An 18,736-nucleotide genomic window follows, 5' to 3' on the forward strand; every position below is an offset into this window, starting at 1 on the left:
TTCCCCCGGCAATTGAACCAAACTGCCGGGGATTATCTTAGTGCCTGAATGACATGTTTTGGATCATTGGCAATAGCACGTAACAACGCTTTTGCTGGACCGGTCGGTGAACGACGCCCTTGCTCCCAATTTCGCAACGTATCCACGCTTACCGATATCAAATCTGCGAAACGAGTCTGTGATAATCCTGAAGACTGGCGAATTTCCTTTATTTTCATGGCGTCAATATGAAAGGTACGGGAAGGTTGTCGCGTTCCTTCAGCGATCTCATTCATCTGAACCATACTTTGAGTTAATCGCTCAAATAGTGCCTTATCCATTTACCACCTCTCATTCAACATACGCAGCAGCACTTTTTCTTGTGGAGTCAGATCATCCTTGATCCCTTTCTGATAAATCAGCAACAATCGAATTTGTGATTTTCTGATTTGATGAAAGTAAATAATCCTCTTAACTATACGTCAATGGCGTATAGTACATTTTCCTCACAATACCGAATTCAAACAGCAGAAACCAATGACGGTATTTAATCTGCGAGCCGCTTTCCAGAATCATACCTGCCCCCATTTTTCCCATTTTCATTCTTAGTTATCCAGGTTATAAACCTGTATATCTATACAGATAAGGGGATGTAAAAATGGCACTGGAAAGCGGGATTGCACAGCTGGTTGAGGCATTTATCGTGGCGGGACGCCCTTCTTCGCGCGAGCAGAATATTGATGACCGGAGAGCAGGCTATATCGCCAGCACGGTCCTGGCCGGAGACACTGAAACCCGCGTACAAGTTGAAGATATTGAACTCGATGCCATGATGTTTCGCGTAGTTTCGCCGCGGGGCAGCACGGGAAATCTCCCCTGCGTTATCTATTATCACGGTGGCTGCTTTGTCAGCGGCGGATTTGCCACACATGATAACCAGTTAAGGCAACTTGCCTGGTACAGCGGCTGTCGGGTCATTGCGGTGCAGTATCGCCTCGCACCTGAGCACATCTTCCCGGCAGCACATAACGATGCTGAAACCGGGGCCAATATTATCTGGAAGTATGCCCAGAAACTGGGTGTCGACCGCAGCAACATTACGCTGGCTGGCGACAGCGCTGGCGGGCATCTGGCGCTGGTCACCGCACTACGCCTGAAAGCTAGCGGACAATGGCAACCTGCGCAGCTTATGCTGATCTACCCGATGCTGGACGCAACAGCCAGGTTTGCGAGCTATGACCATAATGGACAGGATTACATTATCACCCGCGACACGCTGCTGTCGGGCTACGAGATGTATATTTCGCAAACCGATCCATTGCATCCCGAAGTCAGCCCGCTCTGGCGCGAAGACTTCAACGGCTTACCGACCACGCACATCATTACAGCTGAATTCGACCCACTGCGAGATGAAGGCGAGGCCCTGTATCAACGGTTCCAGGAGCAGGGCGTGGAGTGCACTTGCCAACGCTATCTTGGTGTTATCCACGGATTTTTCCAGTTGACTGGGGTGAGCCAGGCGGCACGAGGCGTTATGCGGGATGTGGCCTGGCGGCTAGGTCAGTAAGGTTGTTCATGTTTTCGTCCACGTGTGCTATCTTGTGTGAATAGATAACACAAAGGACAAACCTATGCCCAGAACTACCAGCATTACGATTGGCGAGCATCTCGATCGTTTTATTAACGAAATGATTGAAAGTGGGCGCTATGGTTCCACCAGCGAAGTTGTCCGTTCAGCATTACGTTTACTGGAAGAACAAGAATTGCGAAACAACGCATTACGCGACGCGCTGGAGGATGGGATACACAGCGGCACAAGCGACCTGACTCTACAGGAGGTCGCGCACAGGAAAAAGCGCAGTCTGAATGTATAAACTCTCTAATCAGGCAGTCGAAGACTTTGAATCTATCTATGAATACACCTGGAGAAAATTCGGTTATCAGCAGGCGGATAAATACACGACTGAGATGGAACAGCTTTTTTTACTGTTAGAGAAAAACGCTTTGATGGGACACAACTGTTCTGCGATTAAGGAAGGTACCCGTCAATACAATCATCGACAGCATGCGATTTTTTATCAAAATGCGGATTATGGCATTTTCATAATCCGCATTTTACATCAGCAAATGAACCCAATATTGCATTTCAGCTAGAAGGCCTACTCTTCCTCGTTCCCGCCTTCTTCATATGCGCCAAACGGTTTTGCGGGTAGCACAATGTAGGTGCCTTCAAACACCACGCCCGGCGTGTCATCGCCAAACACCCCAACCTGCATCTGAACGCGCGCCTTGCGACCTCTTGCCAGACGGTCCAGGTCACCGCTCAGCGAGCCCAGATCGGCGATAGCGGTAGGTTTCCCGGTGATCGGCCTGCTGTATCGGATATGTGCGTCGGCAAGGATTATCGTCCCGCCCAGATGACGCTCGCGCAGCATCAGCCAGATAAGTCCCCAGCCCGTTAGCGTCGCCAGGGAAAACAGACTCCCGGCAAACAGTGTATGGTGCGGGTTCTGATTGCCCGTTTCGGGCATCGTGGTGATAAATTTCTGCCCGGTATATTGCTGAATGCGCACACCCATTTTCTCACTCAATGGAATATGTTCGTACCAGGCTTGCTGTAGCTGTCCGCACCAGTCCCCGCGATGGAGAATGTCGTCCAGCGTCGCAATAGGCTTAATCATCAAAAAGTGACGCACCGGCGTGGTTTGCGGTGTGGTGATTTCTCCCTGGCTCACAAATCCCAGTTTGGCGAAAAATTCGACCGCATCTTCACGGGCGCTACAGGTTACGCGTTTGACTCCTTCCTGACGCGCCACAGACTCCAGGGTCATCGCCATCAGCGTGCCCAACCCTTTCTCCTGCACGGAAGGGTCAACGGCCATAAAGCGTATGGAGGCTTCGTTATCCGCATTGATATACAGTCGGCCAACTGCGACCAAATTTCCCTCTTCGTCCACCACCATCTGGTGATGCGCCATCGCATCCCAGGCATCCCGTTCGGAGCCTTTAGGCTGGTGCAAAGGTTTACGCAGCATCTCCCAGCGAAACTGGTAGTAACGCTCCAATTCTTCTTCTGTTTGCGGTACTCGAAGGTGATACATAGTCGTATTCTCTCTTGTTGTCCGCGGCCACACCGGTAGCTGGTTCATACTTGTAACCAGAACGTCACGGGGCCATCATTAACCAGTGAAACCTGCATATCCGCAGCGAATCGACCGGTTTGCGTATTCATTTCCTGTTGGCGGCAACGCTCAACAAAGTACTCATACAACGCCTCTGCACGATCGGGCGCAGCCCCTTTTGAAAACCCCGGGCGCATGCCGCGTTCGGTATCTGCCGCCAGCGTGAACTGTGAAACCACCAGCACGCTGCCCCCTGACTGCTGCACGTTAAGGTTCATTTTGCCTTCGGCATCGCTAAAGATTCGATAGCCGAGTACGCGCTCGCACAGGCGGTTCGCTTTCTGTTCGTCATCATCCCTTTCGACACCTAACAGGACCAAAAGTCCTGGGCCAATTTCACCCGTCACCTCGCCCTCCACGGTGACGCTGGCACGGGTTACGCGCTGAATTAATGCAATCATGGTTGCTCTGCTTCTTCTTGTTCTGCGGCTTGTTTAAGTTTGCGGTATTCCCCGAGAGTGACAGTTATTTCCGCGCCTAGCAAGACGATACACCAGGTCCAGTATACCCAGACGAATAAAATGGGGATCACCGCCAGGACACCATAAATGAGCTGATAAGACGGGAACATCGTGATATAGAGCGCAAATCCTTTCTTTCCGGTTTCGAACAACACAGCGGCCACAAAGGCGCCAATAACTGCATCACGGTTGGGTACACGCGTAGTCGGTACGATGCTGTATAGCAGCCAGAACGAGAGCCAGGAAAGCACCAGCGGGAAAATACGCAGGACGTTATCAATCACCGTGTTGAGATCGCTGGCCCAGCGCAATGACAACAGATAAGAGCTGATTGCCAGACTCGCCCCCGCCAACAGCGGCCCCAGCGTTAAAATCATCCAGTAAACGGCGAAAGAGTAAACTTTAGGCCGAGTACGCTTGCTGCGCCAGATAGTATTCAGGGCGTTATCAATGGAATACATCAGTAATAACGCTGTCACAATCAGCCCGCACGCCCCAACGGCCGTCATTTTGTTCGAGTTGGCGACGAACTGTTCAATATAACGCTGAATGACATCTCCCGTCGCCGGGATAAAGTTTGCGAAAATGAAATGACGTAGCTGGACACTGACGTCAGAAAACATCGGAAATGCGGCGAAAAGAGCAAAAACTACGGCAATAAGCGGCACTAATGAGAGCAATGAGACATAGGCAAGATTCCCTGCCAGCGTCGTCATGTTGTCCTCATCAATCCGCTGCCATAGTAGCTTCAGCCAGGCCCGAACAGGACGCGTATGGTGCCTGGCTTGTTGCTGAACATTTTTTAGCATAGCAACTTCGCGAAATAGTCCGGAATGGTCGTTTTATCGACAACCTGGATGCTGGTAATCCCTAACCGATTAGCCCCTTCAATATTATCGGCGTTGTCGTCGAAAAATACCGCCTCATGCGCAGAAAAACCTTCAGACTGCAGGACATGCTGGTAAATCCGCGCTTCCGGTTTACGCATGCCCAGATCCTGGGAAAGGTAAATATGGTCAGCAGCCTGGCGGATTTCGGGGTATTCGTCCGGCCAGAACGTCGTGTGCAGACGGTTAGTATTCGACAAGACGACCACCCGATGCCCCTGCTCACGCAGCTTTTGCATGACGTCGATGACTTCAGGACGCAAGGCAACAAAAACAGCCTGCCAGCCATGGGAGAACTGCTCATAGCTTAACGGTAGCGCCATGTCATGACATATCGCCTCAGCAAAGGCTTCATCCGTTATTTCACCTCGCTCGTGCTGGTGAAAAGCCTCTCCCATGGTGAAACTTTGCTTTAACGAAGCCAGCGGTACACGGCTCAGATCGCTCCAAGTTCCTAACACGCGATTGAAGTCGATATCGACAATCACATTACCCAAATCAAAGATATAGAGCATGCCCTTCTCCTTATTCGCCGTGGATGAATAACTGTAGCGGGAAAGGAGAAGTTTGACTATGCGAGAGTGATGGCTACGAACTTATCGAGCCATCATTGGGGAGAATTACACTGCCAGAACATCATCCTGTGAAGGACTCACCTGCACAATTTCCACCTGCTGTGACTGGAGTAAATTATGCAGGGCCGGGCCTGGGTACTCATCGGTAAACAGCGCGGTCACCTGAGACACGTTGCCAATTTCTACCGCGGCAGAAGCCGTATATTTCGTATGATCCGCAGCCAACAGAATATGCCTTGAATGGGCCATCATCGTCTTCACTACGCTGGCCTCGTTGACATCAAACTCCAGCAGCGCACCATCATTTTCGATCGCGCCAACGCTGGTAACCAGGTAGTCGGCCCGAAAATCAGCGACAAATGCCGAGGCAGAAGGGCCAATGATGCCGCTGTTATGCGGGCGTAACGTTCCCCCCGGCACCATGACTTCAAAACGTGGGTTGTTATACAGAATGTGCGCCACGCGTAGGCTATTGGTAATAATGCGCAAATGATTATGGTTTAACAGCGCGCGTGCTACCTGCTCAACGGTGGTGCCAATGGTAATAAACACCGTTGACCCATCGGGAATGTAATCAGCCACCGCTTCCGCGATGGCTTTTTTCTCTTCCGTCCAGGAGACTTCACGCTGCTCAAACGCCGTATTCACCACGCTGGAAGCTCTGCCCGCGCCACCATGATGACGCGTAATTAATCCCTGCTCACTGAGTTTACGAATATCACGACGCACGGTTTGCGTGGACACGTCCAGCAGGCTGGCCAGCTCGTCGATATTCATATAACCGCGCTCGCTAATCAACATAAGCAGTTGATCGTGTCGCGGGTTACCGGTCAGTTCGGTAAGACTCATGAAATTTCCTCGAAAAACCATTGCCCTGGCATTTTATACAAAAAGTGACAGAAAAGATCGGGTTTGATCACAGTCAGGGATTCCGGCCCTTCCTCCCGGACGCGTGCATTTTAACGCAGCAACTCCGCTGGCAAACCTGACGGCCTCTTCTGGAGCATCGCCTCCAGCCAGGCTGAATGCGAGCGCACCGTGGAAAACATCTCCAGCTCCCGTAGTATCCACAACATCAACTTTAAATCCAGATTGATGCTGCAACGTATTATTTTTTATCCAGTCACAGCCTTCGCTCCCTCGTGTCACATAAACATGACCATTTGTGAGCGTTTTTGCTTGTTTCAGTCCAGCTTCAGAATCATTTATCCCGGTTAAACGTGCCAGACCAGGTTCAGAGAACGCAGCATGATCGCTTAACGCCACCAGCTCGCTGATATCTTGTGGCGTTACGTCGCCATCCAGTACCGTCATCACTCCCGCCTGACGCGCCAGCGCGAACGCCTGCCTGGCCCCTTCGTGCCAGCGAACATCCGCCAACACCACATCCCACTGGGAAAAATCGATCTCATTGAGCCAATCAGCATCCGGCAATAAATCCGGGCTGGGATAGTTAACGATAATCCGTTCCCCTTGCGCATCAACCATAATTGCCGATTGCGAAGACTTCGCCCCTGCATAGCGCCGGGTGTAGCGGGTATTTACCCCCAGGGATTCCAGCTCCGCCAGCAGGCTATTTCCGGTGTCGTCATCGCCCACACGGCCAATAAAGTCCACCTGTGCGCCCAGCTTCGCTGCAGCCACTGCGGCCGTTGCAGCAGGCCCGCCGCCCACTTCCGTATAACGCTTCGCCACATACTTACCTCCTTCAGTCGGTAAACCTTCCACGTAATAGATGCGATCCATCACGGCAATACCTACACAAGCAATACGAATCATGGTCATTCCTTAGGCGTTTCAAGATGGGACCATTTTAATTTCACAAAATGTTTAAAAAGTGACGGCTGTCAATTTTTTGACCATAAATTACAAATACGATCAAAAACAGACAAAAACAAACGACCTTAAATGACAAAAAATGACATCCACGTCTCAGGAGAACGTTATGGCAGTTATAGCATTTATCGGATTAGGTCAGATGGGTTCACCCATGGCGAGCAACTTGCTGAAGCAGGGTCACCAACTCAGCGTCTTTGACGTTAACCCGGATGCCGTTCAGCGCCTGGTGGAAAAAGGAGCACAGCCTGCCAGCAACCCGGCTCAGGCAGCAAAAGGGGCGGAATTTGTCATCACCATGCTGCCAAATGGCGATCTGGTGCGTAGCGTACTGTTCGGCGAGCAAGGTATCTGCGAAAGCCTCTCCCCGCAGGCATTAGTGATTGATATGTCGACTATTCACCCACTGCAAACCGACAAGCTGATCGCCGATATGCGTGCCAAAGGCTTCGACATGATGGATTGCCCGGTTGGGCGTACCTCCGATCACGCTATCGCGGGAACGCTGTTGCTGCTGGCAGGCGGAACAGCACAGCAGGTAGAACGCGCCGCACCGGTTCTGATGGCGATGGGTAATGAACTGATCAATGCAGGGGGTCCCGGCATGGGGATCCGCGTGAAACTCATCAACAACTACATGAGTATCGCACTGAACGCTCTTTCTGCCGAAGCAGCCGTGTTGTGCGAGGCACTTGGCCTCTCCTTTGATGTGGCCTTGCAAGTTATGAGCGGTACCCCCGCCGGGAAAGGCCACTTCACTACCTCCTGGCCGAACAAAGTGCTGAAAGGCGATCTTTCCCCGGCATTCATGATCGATTTAGCTCACAAGGATCTTGGCATCGCGCTGGACGTTGCCAACCAACTGCATGTGCCGATGCCGCTCGGTGCTGCCTCCCGCGAAGTCTATAACCAGGCGCGTGCCGCTGGCCGTGGCCGGGAAGACTGGACGGCCATTCTTGAACAGGTTCGCGCATCCGCCGGGCTAAATAAACACACAGATAAGTAAGGACTGAGCAATGACGAAGTACACCCTGAAAGATATCACCCGAGCTTCTGGCGGATTTGCCATGCTGGCGGTCGATCAGCGCGAAGCCATGCGCTTAATGTTTGCCGCAGCAGGTGCAAAATCCCCGGTCAATGACAGCGTACTGACCGATTTCAAAGTCAATGCGGCGAAGATCCTGTCCCCCTATGCCTCCGCCATTCTGGTCGATCAGCAGTTCTGCTACCGCCAGGTTGTAGAGCAAAACGCGGTCGCCAAAAGCTGCGCCATGATTGTGGCCGCTGATGAGTTTATTCCGGGTAACGGAATCCCGGTCGATAGCGTGGTGATTGATAAAAAAATCAACCCGCAGGCCGTGAAGCAAGATGGTGCTAAGGCTCTCAAACTGCTGGTGCTGTGGCGTAGCGATGAAGATGCCCAACAGCGTCTTGATATGGTGAAAGAATTCAATGAGCTATGCCATTCCAATGGCCTGCTGAGCATCATCGAGCCGGTTGTTCGCCCACCGCGTCGTGGCGATAAGTTCGATCGCGAACAGGCCATTATCGATGCCGCAAAAGAACTGGGTGATAGCGGTGCCGATCTCTACAAGGTCGAAATGCCGCTGTACGGCAAAGGTACCCAACAAGAATTGCTTAGCGCCTCTCTGCGCCTGAATGAAAACATCAACATGCCGTGGGTCATTCTCTCCTCTGGTGTAGATGAAAAACTGTTCCCGCGCGCAGTCAGCGTAGCAATGACCGCAGGCGCATCTGGCTTCCTGGCCGGACGTGCGGTCTGGTCATCGGTTGTTGGCCTGCCGGATACCGAACTGATGCTGCGTGATGTTTCCGCACCTAAATTGCAACGCCTGGGCGATATCGTCGACGAAATGATGGCCCGGCGCTAAGAGGATCTAAGAATGAAATGGTTCAACACCCTAAGCCACAACCGCTGGCTGGAGCAGGAAACCGACCGCATCTTTAACTTTGGTAAGAATGCGGCGGTACCCACCGGATTTGGCTGGCTGGGAAACAGTGGTCAGGTCAGAGCAGATATGGGGACACATCTGTGGATCACCGCCCGCATGCTGCACGTCTACTCCGTTGCCGCGTCAATGGGTCGTCCTGGCGCATATCAGCTAGTCGATCATGGCATTAAAGCACTGAATGGCGCGCTGCGCGACACTCGCTACGGCGGTTGGTACGCCTGCGTAAATGACGAAGGCGTTATGGACGCCTCCAAACAGGGCTATCAGCATTTCTTTGTTTTGCTCGGTGCGGCAAGTGCGGTCACCACCGGTCATCCGCAGGCCAGGCAATTGTTGGATGACGCTATCGACGTGATTGAAAAGTACTTCTGGAGTGAAGAAGAGCAGATGTGCCTGGAATCCTGGGACGAAGCTTTCAGCCAGACGGAAGATTACCGCGGCGGTAACGCCAACATGCACGCGGTCGAGGCTTTCCTGATCGTGTATGACGTTACCCATGACCGTAAATGGCTCGATCGCGCACTGCGAATTGCATCGGTGATTATTCACGACGTAGCCCGCAGCGGGGAGTATCGCGTTAACGAACACTTCGATTCACAGTGGAACCCAATCCGCGATTACAACAAGGATAACCCAGCTCACCGTTTCCGCGCTTACGGCGGCACGCCGGGCCACTGGATCGAATGGGGTCGCCTGATGCTGCATCTGCATGCCGCACTGGAAGCCCGCTTCGAAACGCCTCCCGCCTGGCTGCTGGAAGATGCCAAAGGCTTGTTCCACGCCACCATCCGTGATGCCTGGGCACCAGACGGTGCAGATGGTTTTGTCTATTCGGTGGACTGGGATGGTAAACCCATAGTTCGCGAAAGAGTGCGTTGGCCGATAGTCGAAGCCATGGGTACCGCCTATGCCTTGTATACCCTCACCGGCGACAGCCAGTACGAAGCCTGGTACCAGAAGTGGTGGGATTACTGCATCACATATCTGATGGACTACGAGACCGGTTCATGGTGGCAGGAACTGGATACCGATAACAAGGTGACGACCAAAGTCTGGGACGGTAAGCAGGACATTTATCACCTGCTGCACTGCCTGGTGATCCCGCGTCTACCGCTGGCTCCGGGCCTTGCTCCGGCAGTGGCTGCCGGTCTGCTGGATATCAACGCTAAATAAGTAACAAGGTGAGCAGCCATGCATAACGGTGGAAAAACCATTCATCTTCAAGCCGGAAACTTCCAGGCGAAAATCGTCACGGTTGGTGCTGGACTAGCAGAATTGACGCACCGTGGGCGTCACATTGTGATTCCACATAAGCCGGAAGAGATGCCGCTGGCACATTTAGGAAAAGTGCTGGTTCCCTGGCCAAACCGCGTTGCAAATGGCTGCTATCAACATAACGGCAAGACCTTCCAACTTGCCGTTAACGACCCTGTTTCACATACCGCCATCCATGGATTGCTGGCCTGGCGGGACTGGCAGATTAATCAACTGTCGAACACGGAAGTGTCGTTGACGATTTTTCTTCCGCCCTCTTATGGCTATCCCTTTGCGCTGGTTTCAGAGGTGATTTACCGACTGGAGGCAGACAGCGGATTGCACGTCATTATTCGGACACAGAATGTGGGTGACGAAATTGCACCCTATGGCGCGGGAGCACACCCCTACCTGACCTGCAATCAGCACCCTATCGATGACTGTGAATTAACACTCCCAGCGAGTGAAGAAACATGCGATGAACGGGATTTCACAACGCAGCGACGCATTGCGCAGACCACTATCGATCATACGTTCAGGACCATGCCACCTGACGCTGAGTGGGAAGTCAGGATAACCAGTCCATCGCAAAACATGTCCACTTTTTTACGCAGCCACCAGCCCTGGCTACAGGTGTACACCGGCGAAAAATTAGCACGGCGTGGCCTTGCGGTTGAACCGATGACCTGCCCGCCAGACGCCTTTAACTCCGGAATTAGCCTGATTCATCTCGCGCCCGGAGAAACACATCAAATGCATTTTTTAATCGGCAGTGAATAACAGATTTCCGACAAATTACCGAATTACCCTATTTTTACGGAGACGATAATGAATTCGCTACAACAACGGTCAACCGCCTTAGAACTCACATCACTACCTGATGGATTTGCTTTAACGTACCACCAGCGCCTGATTTTACGTCACAGCACAGAAACCCCTTGTCTATGGATCGGCGCTGGCGTTGCCGACATTGACATGTTTCGCGGCAACTTCAGCATCAAAGACAAGCTCAATGAGAAGATTGCTCTGACCGACGCCACGGTTAGCGAGTCACCTGATGGCTGGCTGGTACATTTCAGCCGCGGTAATACCATCAACGCCACGCTGCACATCTCTACCGATGAACAGGGCCGCCTGAAGCTGGACCTGCACAACGATGATCTCAGCCATAACCGCATCTGGCTGCGTCTGGCAGCCAACCCGGACGATCATATTTACGGCTGCGGTGAACAATTCTCTTACTTCGATTTGCGCGGAAAACCCTTCCCACTGTGGACCAGCGAACAGGGCGTGGGCCGTAACAAAAACAGCTATGTCACCTGGCAGGCTGACTGCAAAGAAAATGCCGGCGGAGACTACTACTGGACCTTCTTCCCGCAGCCGACCTTCGTCAGCACACAGAAGTACTACTGCCACGTTGATAACAGTTGCTATATGAATTTCGACTTCAGCGCACCGGAGTATCACGAGCTGGCGCTGTGGGAAGACAAAACCACCCTGTGCTTTGAGTGCGCCGACACGTATATTTCCCTGCTGGAAAAACTGACCGCGCTGTTAGGTCGCCAGCCGGAGCTGCCGGACTGGATATACGACGGCGTCACGCTCGGTATTCAGGGCGGTACTGAGATTTGCCAGAACAAACTGGACACCATGCGTAACGCAGGCGTGAAAGTAAACGGCATCTGGGCGCAGGATTGGTCCGGGATCCGCATGACCTCCTTTGGCAAGCGCGTGATGTGGAACTGGAAGTGGAACAGCGAAAACTATCCGCAGTTGGATAACCGTATTAAGCAGTGGAAAGAAGAAGGCGTGCAGTTTCTCTCCTACATCAACCCATACGTCGCCAGCGATAAAGATCTCTGTGCCGAAGCTGCCGCTCGCGGTTATCTGGCGAAAGATGCCTCAGGCGCTGACTATTTGGTTGAGTTCGGCGAGTTTTACGGCGGTGTGGTCGATCTGACCAACCCCGAAGCCTACAACTGGTTCAAAGAAGTCATCAAAAAGAACATGATTGAGCTGGGCTGCGGCGGTTGGATGGCCGACTTTGGCGAATATCTGCCAACCGATACGTATCTGCACAACGGCGTCAGCGCTGAAATTATGCATAACGCCTGGCCCGCACTGTGGGCGAAATGCAACTACGAAGCGTTACAGGAGACCGGCAAACTCGGCGAGATCCTGTTCTTTATGCGTGCGGGCTACACCGGCAGCCAGAAGTACTCCACCATGATGTGGGCAGGCGATCAGAACGTTGACTGGAGCCTCGACGACGGTCTGGCTTCCGTCGTTCCTGCGGCGCTGTCGCTGGCGATGACCGGTCACGGTCTGCACCACAGCGATATCGGCGGCTACACCACCCTGTTTGACATGAAACGCAGCAAAGAGCTGCTGTTGCGCTGGTGTGACTTCAGTGCCTTCACGCCGATGATGCGCACCCACGAAGGTAACCGCCCTGGCGATAACTGGCAGTTTGATGGTGATGCTGAAACCATCGCCCACTTTGCCCGTATGACCACCGTCTTTACCACCCTGAAACCGTATCTAAAACAGGCTGTCGCGCAAAACAGCGCTATCGGTCTGCCGGTGATGCGCCCGCTGTTCCTGCATTACGAAGACGATGCTCGGACCTATACCCTGAAATATCAGTATCTGCTGGGACAAGATTTGCTGGTCGCGCCGGTTCACGAACAGGGCCAGCAAAACTGGACGCTGTATCTGCCAGAGGATAGCTGGGTAAACGTCTGGACTGGGGAAACTTACCAGGGCGGTGAAATTACCGTAGATGCGCCTATCGGCAAGCCTCCGGTGTTTTATCGCGCGAAGAGTGAATGGGCGTCACTGTTTGCCACCTTACGCAATATCTAACACGGCTCGCCCGCGGGGAAACTCGCGGGCACATGGAGAATAATAATGAGTCAGACTTCCTCTAATCCGGCAACCCTACGCTTGCCGTTCAAAGAAAAACTCGCCTATGGGATGGGTGATTTAGGCTCCAATATCCTGTTGGACATTGGTACCCTCTATTTACTCAAGTTTTATACCGATGTCCTTGGTTTACCAGGAACTTATGGCGGCATCATTTTCCTTATCGCCAAATTTTTTACCGCGTTTACCGATATGGGCACCGGGATTATGCTCGATTCCCGCCGCAAAATCGGCCCGAAAGGGAAATTCCGTCCGTTCGTTCTTTACGCCGCATTTCCAGTTACGTTGCTGGCGATTGCCAACTTTGTCGGTACACCGTTTGAAGTAACCGGTAAAACGGTGATGGCAACGGTGCTGTTTATGCTGTACGGACTGTTCTTCAGCATGATGAACTGCTCCTATGGTGCAATGGTTCCCGCGATTACGAAAAATCCGGACGAGCGCGCTTCACTGGCAGCCTGGCGACAAGGGGGCGCAACCTTGGGTTTGTTGCTATGTACAGTCGGCTTTGTACCGGTAATGAACTTGATCGAAGGCAATTCACAGCTGGGTTATATCTTCGCCGCCACGTTGTTCTCGCTGTTTGGCCTGCTGTTTATGTGGCTGTGCTATGCCGGGGTAAAAGAACGCTACGTGGAAGTGAAACCCGTGGATGCCGCGCAAAAACCGGGATTATTGCAATCCTTCCGCGCCATCGCCGGTAACCGCCCTTTGTTTATTCTGTGCGTTGCCAACCTTTGTACGCTTGGCGCATTTAACGTTAAGTTGGCAATTCAGGTCTATTACACCCAGTACGTACTGAATGACCCAATTCTCCTTTCCTGGATGGGCTTTTTCAGCATGGGCTGTATCTTCATCGGCGTCTTCTTGATGCCTGGAATGGTTAGACGTTTCGGCAAGAAAAAAGTCTACATTGGCGGTTTGCTAATTTGGGTCGCGGGGGATTTGCTTAACTACTTCTTTGGTGGCGGTTCCGTCAGCTTTGTCGCCTTCTCCTGCCTGGCGTTCTTCGGCTCAGCATTCGTTAACAGCCTGAACTGGGCGCTGGTCTCCGATACGGTGGAATATGGCGAATGGCGAACCGGCGTACGCTCTGAAGGCACGGTATACACCGGTTTCACCTTCTTTCGTAAAGTTTCACAAGCGCTGGCGGGATTCTTCCCCGGCTGGATGCTGACGCAAATCGGCTACGTTCCCAACGTGGTGCAATCAGCAAGTACGGTCGAAGGTTTGCGTCAGTTGATCTTTATTTATCCCTGCGCTTTAGCGGTGATCACCATTGTGGCTATGGGCTGTTTCTACAACCTTAACGAGAAGATGTATGTCCGCATCGTTGAAGAGATAGAAGCGCGTAAACAACCCGTTTGATAATAATAATTAATAGCGCTCTACGGGGCGCTATTGAGGAGCGATTATGTCTTTTCATGATCCGCTAACGCTAAAACTGAGCCTGCGTGAAAAATTCGCCTACGGAGTGGGTGACTTCGGCTCAAATTTGATGCTGTGTATCGGCACACTGTATCTGCTTAAATTTTATACCGATGAACTAGGGATGCCGGCGTATTACGGTGGGATTATCTTTCTGGTGGCGAAGTTCTTCACCGCCTTCACTGATATGTTGACCGGTGTATTGCTGGACTCAAGGCGTAATATTGGCGCAAAAGGTAAATTCAGACCTTTTATTTTGTATGCGTCATTTCCTGTCGCAGTTGTTGCCAGCGCGCAGTTTTTGGCGACAGATTTTACGCTAACGGTAAAAACTGGGCTGGCGACAGTATTGTTTATGCTATTCGGTCTGTTCTATAGCCTGATGAACTGCTCCTACGGCGCGATGGTGCCTGCGATCACTAAAAACCCGCATGAACGCGCTCAGCTCGCCGCCTGGCGTCAGGGCGGCGCTACCGTTGGTCTGTTACTGTGCACCGTTGGCTTTATGCCGATTCAAGCGCTATTTGTCAGTTCATCCTCGCTGGGTTATCTGATCGCCGCACTGATCTTTTCAGTCTGCGGGCTGTTCAGCATGTGGTGGTGTTTCAGCGGAGTGAAGGAACGCTACATTGAAATCGTGCCGGATCACCATAAGCCCAGCATTCTCAAATCGTTCTGTGCCATTTTCCGTAACCCTCCCCTGCTGGTGCTGTGTGTCGCCAACTTATGCACGCTAGCGGCATTCAACATCAAGCTGGCAATCCAGGTGTACTACACCCAGTACGTGCTCAATGATATTCATCTGCTGTCGTGGATGGGGTTCTTCAGCATGGGATGCATTCTGGTTGGGGTGCTGCTGGTTCCCGCTGCGGTGAAACGCTTCGGTAAAAAGCAGGTTTACCTCGGCGGTCTGGCATTATGGGCTATCGGCGATGTACTGAACTTTTTCTGGGGCAGCACATCATTTTTGTTCGTGACATTCTCCTGTATGGCCTTCTTCGGAACCGCTTTTGTTAACAGCCTGAACTGGGCGCTGGTTCCGGATACGGTCGATTATGGCGAATGGAAAACAGGGATCCGCGCGGAAGGTTCGGTGTATACGGGTTATACCTTTTCGCGCAAAATTTCCGCTGCGCTCGCTGGTTTCCTGCCGGGCATCATGCTGACGCAAATCGGTTATATCCCCAACATAACCCAAAGCGATGCAACTTTGCTCGGCCTGCGTCAGCTTATTTTCCTCTGGCCTTGTGGGCTGGCCATTATCGCTGCATTCACAATGGGTTTATTTTATAAGCTCAACGAAACTCGCTTTGCTTTTATTATTGAGGAAATCAGCCAACGGAAGAAAAACAATACTCTATCGAATCCTGTTACCACTAAAAATAATACCTCTGCTGTAAACGTATAAAAATAATAGCCGCCTATTCCATCTTAATGGATGGCGGCCTCCCTACGCTTAAAAAATGGATTTATTATGAAAAAGTTAACAACAATAATTCTCTTATCTTCGGTTGCTTCTACCTCTGTTTTTGCGGGTGCCTATGTCGAGAACCGCGAGGCATATAATCTGGCGTCAGATCAGATAGAAGTGATGATGCGCGTTGGCTATAACTCCGATATGGGCGCGGGTATCATGCTCACCAACACCTACACCATGCAACGCAAGGATGAGTTAAAACACGGCTATAATGAAATAGAGGGCTGGTATCCGTTATTTAAACCGACAGATAAATTAACTATCCAGCCAGGTGGGTTGATAAATGATAAGAGTGCGGGTTCCGGTGGTGCGGCTTATCTGGATGTTAACTATAAATTTACCCCATGGTTTAATCTTACCGTGCGTAACCGATATAACCATAATAACTACAGCTCAACCGATCTAAACGGTGACCAGGACAATAATGATACCTATGAAATAGGCAACTACTGGAATTTTACTATCACCGATAAATTTTCCTATACCTTTGAGCCGCACTATTTTATTCGAGTGAATGACTTCAATAGCAGTAACGGAAAAGATCATCACTGGGAGATTACGAATACCTTCAAGTATCGTATCAATGAACACTGGTTACCCTACCTGGAACTACGCTGGTTAGATCGCAATGTAGAACCTTATCACCGCGAACAAAATCAAATTCGTGTCGGGGCTAAGTATTTCTTCTAATTCTTCCGGGATAAAAAAAGCCGCTGATAATCAGCGGCTTTTTTGTGCTTACCTGAAAAAGAGTGTTAATTACTCTTCTTTCGCGCCACGCATTGCACGGCGACGATCGTTTTCAGTCAGGTGACGCTTACGGATACGGATAGAGGTTGGGGTAACTTCTACCAGTTCGTCGTCATCGATGAATTCCAGAGCCTGCTCCAGAGTCATCTTAACAGGCGGAACCAGAACCGTTGCTTCGTCAGTACCGGACGCACGCATGTTGGTCAGTTTCTTACCGGTCAGGCAGTTTACAGTCAGGTCGTTAGAGCGGCTGTGAATACCGATGATCTGGCCTTCGTAAACTTCAGCACCGTGACCCAGGAACAGCTTACCGCGGTCCTGCAGGCTGAACAGTGCGAACGCAACTGCTTTACCCTGGCCGTTGGAGATCAGTACGCCGTTCTGACGCTGACCCACATCACCCGCACGAACATCGTCGTAGTGGCTGAAAGTGGAGTACAGCAGACCGGTACCGGAGGTCATGGTCATGAATTCTGAACGGAAGCCGATCAGACCACGGCTTGGGATCACGTAGTCAAGACGTACGCGGCCTTTGCCATCTGGATTCATGTTTTTCAGGTCGCCTTTACGCTCACCCAGAGCCTGCATCACAGAACCCTGATGCTGCTCTTCAACGTCCAGCGTTACGTTTTCGAACGGCTCTTGTTTACGGCCGTCGATTTCGCGGAAGATTACTTTCGGACGGGAAACCGCCATTTCGAAACCTTCACGACGCATGTTTTCGATCAGAACAGACAGGTGCAGTTCACCACGACCGGATACACGGAACGCATCCGCATCTTCGGTTTCTTCAACGCGCAGCGCAACGTTGTGCACCAGCTCTTTGTTCAGGCGGTCAAGGATCTGACGAGAGGTAACATATTTACCTTCTTTACCGCAGAATGGAGAGGTGTTTACGCAGAAGAACATGGTTACGGTCGGTTCATCAACGGACAGAGCTGGCAGCGCTTCAACATTCTGCGGGTCGCAGATGGTGTCGGAGATGTTCAGTTCGCCCAGACCGGTGATCGCGATGATATCGCCTGCTTCGGCAATATCACTCTCGATACGTTCCAGACCCAGATGGGTCAGAACTTTACCGACTTTACCGTTACGGGTTTTGCCTTCGCTATCAATGATAGTGATCTGCTGGTTCGGTTTAACTTTACCGCGTTTGATACGGCCGATACCGATTACGCCAACGTAGTTGTTGTAGTCCAGCTGAGAGATTTGCATCTGCAGCGGGCCATCAAGATCTACATTCGGAGCCGGTACACGATCAACGATAGTCTGATACAGCGGAGTCATGTCTTCAGCCATGTCTTCGTGATCCAGACCCGCGATACCGTTCAGCGCAGAAGCGTAAACGATCGGGAAGTCCAGCTGCTCGTCGGTAGCGTCGAGGTTAACGAACAGGTCAAATACCTGATCAACAACCCAGTCAGGACGCGCACCAGGACGGTCAACTTTGTTGATAACAACAATTGGCTTCAGGCCATGGGCAAAGGCTTTTTTGGTCACGAAGCGCGTCTGCGGCATCGGACCGTCCATTGCATCCACCACCAGCAGCACAGAGTCGACCATGGACATTACACGTTCAACTTCACCACCGAAGTCGGCGTGCCCCGGGGTATCAACGATGTTGATACGGTAGTCATTCCATTTGATAGCGGTGTTTTTAGCGAGGATGGTAATCCCACGCTCTTTCTCCAAATCGTTGGAGTCCATCACGCGCTCTTGGGTTTCAGCACGTGCATCGAACGTACCGGATTGTTGGAGCAGCTTGTCTACCAGGGTCGTTTTACCATGGTCTACGTGCGCGATGATGGCGATGTTACGCAAATTTTCGATCACAACTTTGCCTCAGGCATTTTAGAAATAGCGCGTTATTGTACACGGATTAATCGCAGTACAAAACAGGATCACAAACATCCTCCGCAAACAAGTATTGCAGAGTTTCTTTGTGATCACATTCACGGAGCGTTAAAAGGGGTAATCTGACATGCTTTGCACCAATATGGTGCTTAATG

19 protein-coding genes and 1 pseudogene are annotated in these 18,736 nt (G+C 51.6%); 11 read left to right on the forward strand and 9 right to left on the reverse strand.

Annotated features, from left to right (window positions below; translation table 11 throughout):
- Positions 1 to 32: 32 nt before the first annotated feature.
- Positions 33 to 320 (reverse strand): NadS family protein, encoded by a 288-nt coding sequence (gene nadS, locus OGY06_RS11750; protein ID WP_038635893.1) that lies wholly within the window; start codon positions 318 to 320, stop codon positions 33 to 35.
- A pseudogene (locus tag OGY06_RS11755) lies at positions 321 to 449 on the reverse strand (type II toxin-antitoxin system RelE/ParE family toxin); the annotation flags it as partial.
- A 188-nt stretch (positions 450 to 637) separates the two neighbouring features.
- Between OGY06_RS11755 and OGY06_RS11760 the strand changes: the two are divergent.
- The 3 genes from OGY06_RS11760 (at position 638) to OGY06_RS11770 (ending at position 2,133) form a co-directional block, all read left to right on the forward strand.
- Positions 638 to 1,546 (forward strand): alpha/beta hydrolase, encoded by a 909-nt coding sequence (locus OGY06_RS11760; RefSeq protein WP_003825281.1) that lies wholly within the window; start codon positions 638 to 640, stop codon positions 1,544 to 1,546.
- Positions 1,547 to 1,610: 64 nt separating this feature from the next.
- On the forward strand, positions 1,611 to 1,853 hold the full coding sequence (locus tag OGY06_RS11765; RefSeq protein WP_003825282.1) for a type II toxin-antitoxin system ParD family antitoxin: 243 nt from the start codon (positions 1,611 to 1,613) through the stop codon (positions 1,851 to 1,853).
- Positions 1,846 to 2,133: a type II toxin-antitoxin system RelE/ParE family toxin gene (locus tag OGY06_RS11770; RefSeq protein ID WP_003825284.1), complete on the forward strand. Its 288-nt coding sequence runs from the start codon at positions 1,846 to 1,848 to the stop codon at positions 2,131 to 2,133. The genes OGY06_RS11765 and OGY06_RS11770 overlap by 8 nt, the downstream gene beginning before the upstream one ends.
- Before the next feature lie 5 nt (positions 2,134 to 2,138).
- On the opposite strand, the gene fabY is transcribed toward OGY06_RS11770, so the two are convergent.
- From fabY to OGY06_RS11800, 6 genes are all read right to left on the reverse strand, one after another.
- Positions 2,139 to 3,080 carry a fatty acid biosynthesis protein FabY gene (gene fabY, locus OGY06_RS11775; protein WP_003825286.1) on the reverse strand — a complete coding sequence of 314 codons (942 nt, stop codon included), beginning with the start codon at positions 3,078 to 3,080 and terminating at the stop codon, positions 2,139 to 2,141.
- A 44-nt stretch (positions 3,081 to 3,124) separates the two neighbouring features.
- Complete coding sequence (gene dtd / locus OGY06_RS11780; RefSeq protein ID WP_003825289.1) at positions 3,125 to 3,562, reverse strand: D-aminoacyl-tRNA deacylase; 438 nt, start codon at positions 3,560 to 3,562, stop codon at positions 3,125 to 3,127.
- Positions 3,559 to 4,431: a virulence factor BrkB family protein gene (locus OGY06_RS11785; protein WP_008786998.1), complete on the reverse strand. Its 873-nt coding sequence runs from the start codon at positions 4,429 to 4,431 to the stop codon at positions 3,559 to 3,561. Before OGY06_RS11785 ends, dtd begins: the two co-directional genes overlap by 4 nt.
- Positions 4,425 to 5,024: a glucose-1-phosphatase gene (yihX, locus tag OGY06_RS11790; RefSeq protein WP_003825293.1), complete on the reverse strand. Its 600-nt coding sequence runs from the start codon at positions 5,022 to 5,024 to the stop codon at positions 4,425 to 4,427. The genes OGY06_RS11785 and yihX overlap by 7 nt, the downstream gene beginning before the upstream one ends.
- A 105-nt stretch (positions 5,025 to 5,129) precedes the next feature.
- The gene (locus OGY06_RS11795; protein ID WP_063941731.1) at positions 5,130 to 5,933 is read right to left on the reverse strand and encodes a DeoR/GlpR family DNA-binding transcription regulator; all 804 of its coding nucleotides are present in this window, start codon (positions 5,931 to 5,933) and stop codon (positions 5,130 to 5,132) included.
- Between the two features lie 33 nt (positions 5,934 to 5,966).
- Positions 5,967 to 6,863, reverse strand: a complete 897-nt coding sequence (locus OGY06_RS11800) for a sugar kinase (protein WP_137361701.1) — start codon at positions 6,861 to 6,863, stop codon at positions 5,967 to 5,969.
- 166 nt (positions 6,864 to 7,029) lie between these two features.
- Here OGY06_RS11800 and yihU point away from each other — a divergent pair, with 166 nt between their 5' ends.
- The 8 genes from yihU to ompL all read left to right on the forward strand — a co-directional run bounded on the left by yihU (position 7,030) and on the right by ompL (position 16,667).
- Positions 7,030 to 7,926, forward strand: coding sequence for a sulfolactaldehyde 3-reductase (gene yihU, locus OGY06_RS11805; protein ID WP_048227546.1), 897 nt, complete (start codon positions 7,030 to 7,032; stop codon positions 7,924 to 7,926).
- 10 nt (positions 7,927 to 7,936) lie between these two features.
- A complete protein-coding gene (yihT, locus tag OGY06_RS11810) occupies positions 7,937 to 8,812 on the forward strand; it encodes a sulfofructosephosphate aldolase (protein ID WP_003825301.1) in 876 nt (291 codons plus the stop codon).
- Positions 8,813 to 8,824: 12 nt separating this feature from the next.
- Positions 8,825 to 10,066 carry a sulfoquinovose isomerase gene (gene yihS / locus OGY06_RS11815; protein WP_126957459.1) on the forward strand — a complete coding sequence of 414 codons (1,242 nt, stop codon included), beginning with the start codon at positions 8,825 to 8,827 and terminating at the stop codon, positions 10,064 to 10,066.
- An 18-nt stretch (positions 10,067 to 10,084) separates the two neighbouring features.
- A complete protein-coding gene (locus OGY06_RS11820) occupies positions 10,085 to 10,927 on the forward strand; it encodes an aldose-1-epimerase (RefSeq protein WP_126957461.1) in 843 nt (280 codons plus the stop codon).
- Positions 10,928 to 10,975: 48 nt separating this feature from the next.
- Positions 10,976 to 13,012 carry an alpha-glucosidase gene (locus OGY06_RS11825; RefSeq protein WP_126957463.1) on the forward strand — a complete coding sequence of 679 codons (2,037 nt, stop codon included), beginning with the start codon at positions 10,976 to 10,978 and terminating at the stop codon, positions 13,010 to 13,012.
- A 45-nt stretch (positions 13,013 to 13,057) separates the two neighbouring features.
- A complete protein-coding gene (locus OGY06_RS11830) occupies positions 13,058 to 14,440 on the forward strand; it encodes an MFS transporter (protein ID WP_003825308.1) in 1,383 nt (460 codons plus the stop codon).
- Between the two features lie 46 nt (positions 14,441 to 14,486).
- Positions 14,487 to 15,908, forward strand: coding sequence for an MFS transporter (locus tag OGY06_RS11835; RefSeq protein WP_126957465.1), 1,422 nt, complete (start codon positions 14,487 to 14,489; stop codon positions 15,906 to 15,908).
- Positions 15,909 to 15,974: 66 nt separating this feature from the next.
- Positions 15,975 to 16,667, forward strand: a complete 693-nt coding sequence (gene ompL / locus OGY06_RS11840) for a porin OmpL (RefSeq protein ID WP_003825311.1) — start codon at positions 15,975 to 15,977, stop codon at positions 16,665 to 16,667.
- A gap of 69 nt (positions 16,668 to 16,736) precedes the next feature.
- Here ompL and typA read toward each other — a convergent pair whose 3' ends face one another.
- Complete coding sequence (typA, locus tag OGY06_RS11845) at positions 16,737 to 18,560, reverse strand: ribosome-dependent GTPase TypA (RefSeq protein ID WP_003028641.1); 1,824 nt, start codon at positions 18,558 to 18,560, stop codon at positions 16,737 to 16,739.
- Between the last annotated feature and the right edge of the window lie 176 nt (positions 18,561 to 18,736).

The organism is Citrobacter sp. Cpo147 (assembly GCF_030332405.1).
Classification (GTDB): Bacteria; Pseudomonadota; Gammaproteobacteria; order Enterobacterales; family Enterobacteriaceae; genus Citrobacter; species Citrobacter portucalensis.

Excerpts from the sequence above, each read along its gene's own strand:
- nadS (WP_038635893.1), bottom strand. The coding sequence starts at position 320 with ATGGATAAGGCACTATTTGAGCGATTAACTCAAAGTATGGTTCAGATG.
- OGY06_RS11760 (WP_003825281.1), top strand. The coding sequence starts at position 638 with ATGGCACTGGAAAGCGGGATTGCACAGCTGGTTGAGGCATTTATCGTG.
- OGY06_RS11765 (WP_003825282.1), top strand. The coding sequence starts at position 1,611 with ATGCCCAGAACTACCAGCATTACGATTGGCGAGCATCTCGATCGTTTT.
- OGY06_RS11770 (WP_003825284.1), top strand. The coding sequence starts at position 1,846 with ATGTATAAACTCTCTAATCAGGCAGTCGAAGACTTTGAATCTATCTAT.
- fabY (WP_003825286.1), bottom strand. The coding sequence starts at position 3,080 with ATGTATCACCTTCGAGTACCGCAAACAGAAGAAGAATTGGAGCGTTAC.
- dtd (WP_003825289.1), bottom strand. The coding sequence starts at position 3,562 with ATGATTGCATTAATTCAGCGCGTAACCCGTGCCAGCGTCACCGTGGAG.
- OGY06_RS11785 (WP_008786998.1), bottom strand. The coding sequence starts at position 4,431 with ATGCTAAAAAATGTTCAGCAACAAGCCAGGCACCATACGCGTCCTGTT.
- yihX (WP_003825293.1), bottom strand. The coding sequence starts at position 5,024 with ATGCTCTATATCTTTGATTTGGGTAATGTGATTGTCGATATCGACTTC.
- OGY06_RS11795 (WP_063941731.1), bottom strand. The coding sequence starts at position 5,933 with ATGAGTCTTACCGAACTGACCGGTAACCCGCGACACGATCAACTGCTT.
- OGY06_RS11800 (WP_137361701.1), bottom strand. The coding sequence starts at position 6,863 with ATGATTCGTATTGCTTGTGTAGGTATTGCCGTGATGGATCGCATCTAT.
- yihU (WP_048227546.1), top strand. The coding sequence starts at position 7,030 with ATGGCAGTTATAGCATTTATCGGATTAGGTCAGATGGGTTCACCCATG.
- yihT (WP_003825301.1), top strand. The coding sequence starts at position 7,937 with ATGACGAAGTACACCCTGAAAGATATCACCCGAGCTTCTGGCGGATTT.
- yihS (WP_126957459.1), top strand. The coding sequence starts at position 8,825 with ATGAAATGGTTCAACACCCTAAGCCACAACCGCTGGCTGGAGCAGGAA.
- OGY06_RS11820 (WP_126957461.1), top strand. The coding sequence starts at position 10,085 with ATGCATAACGGTGGAAAAACCATTCATCTTCAAGCCGGAAACTTCCAG.
- OGY06_RS11825 (WP_126957463.1), top strand. The coding sequence starts at position 10,976 with ATGAATTCGCTACAACAACGGTCAACCGCCTTAGAACTCACATCACTA.
- OGY06_RS11830 (WP_003825308.1), top strand. The coding sequence starts at position 13,058 with ATGAGTCAGACTTCCTCTAATCCGGCAACCCTACGCTTGCCGTTCAAA.
- OGY06_RS11835 (WP_126957465.1), top strand. The coding sequence starts at position 14,487 with ATGTCTTTTCATGATCCGCTAACGCTAAAACTGAGCCTGCGTGAAAAA.
- ompL (WP_003825311.1), top strand. The coding sequence starts at position 15,975 with ATGAAAAAGTTAACAACAATAATTCTCTTATCTTCGGTTGCTTCTACC.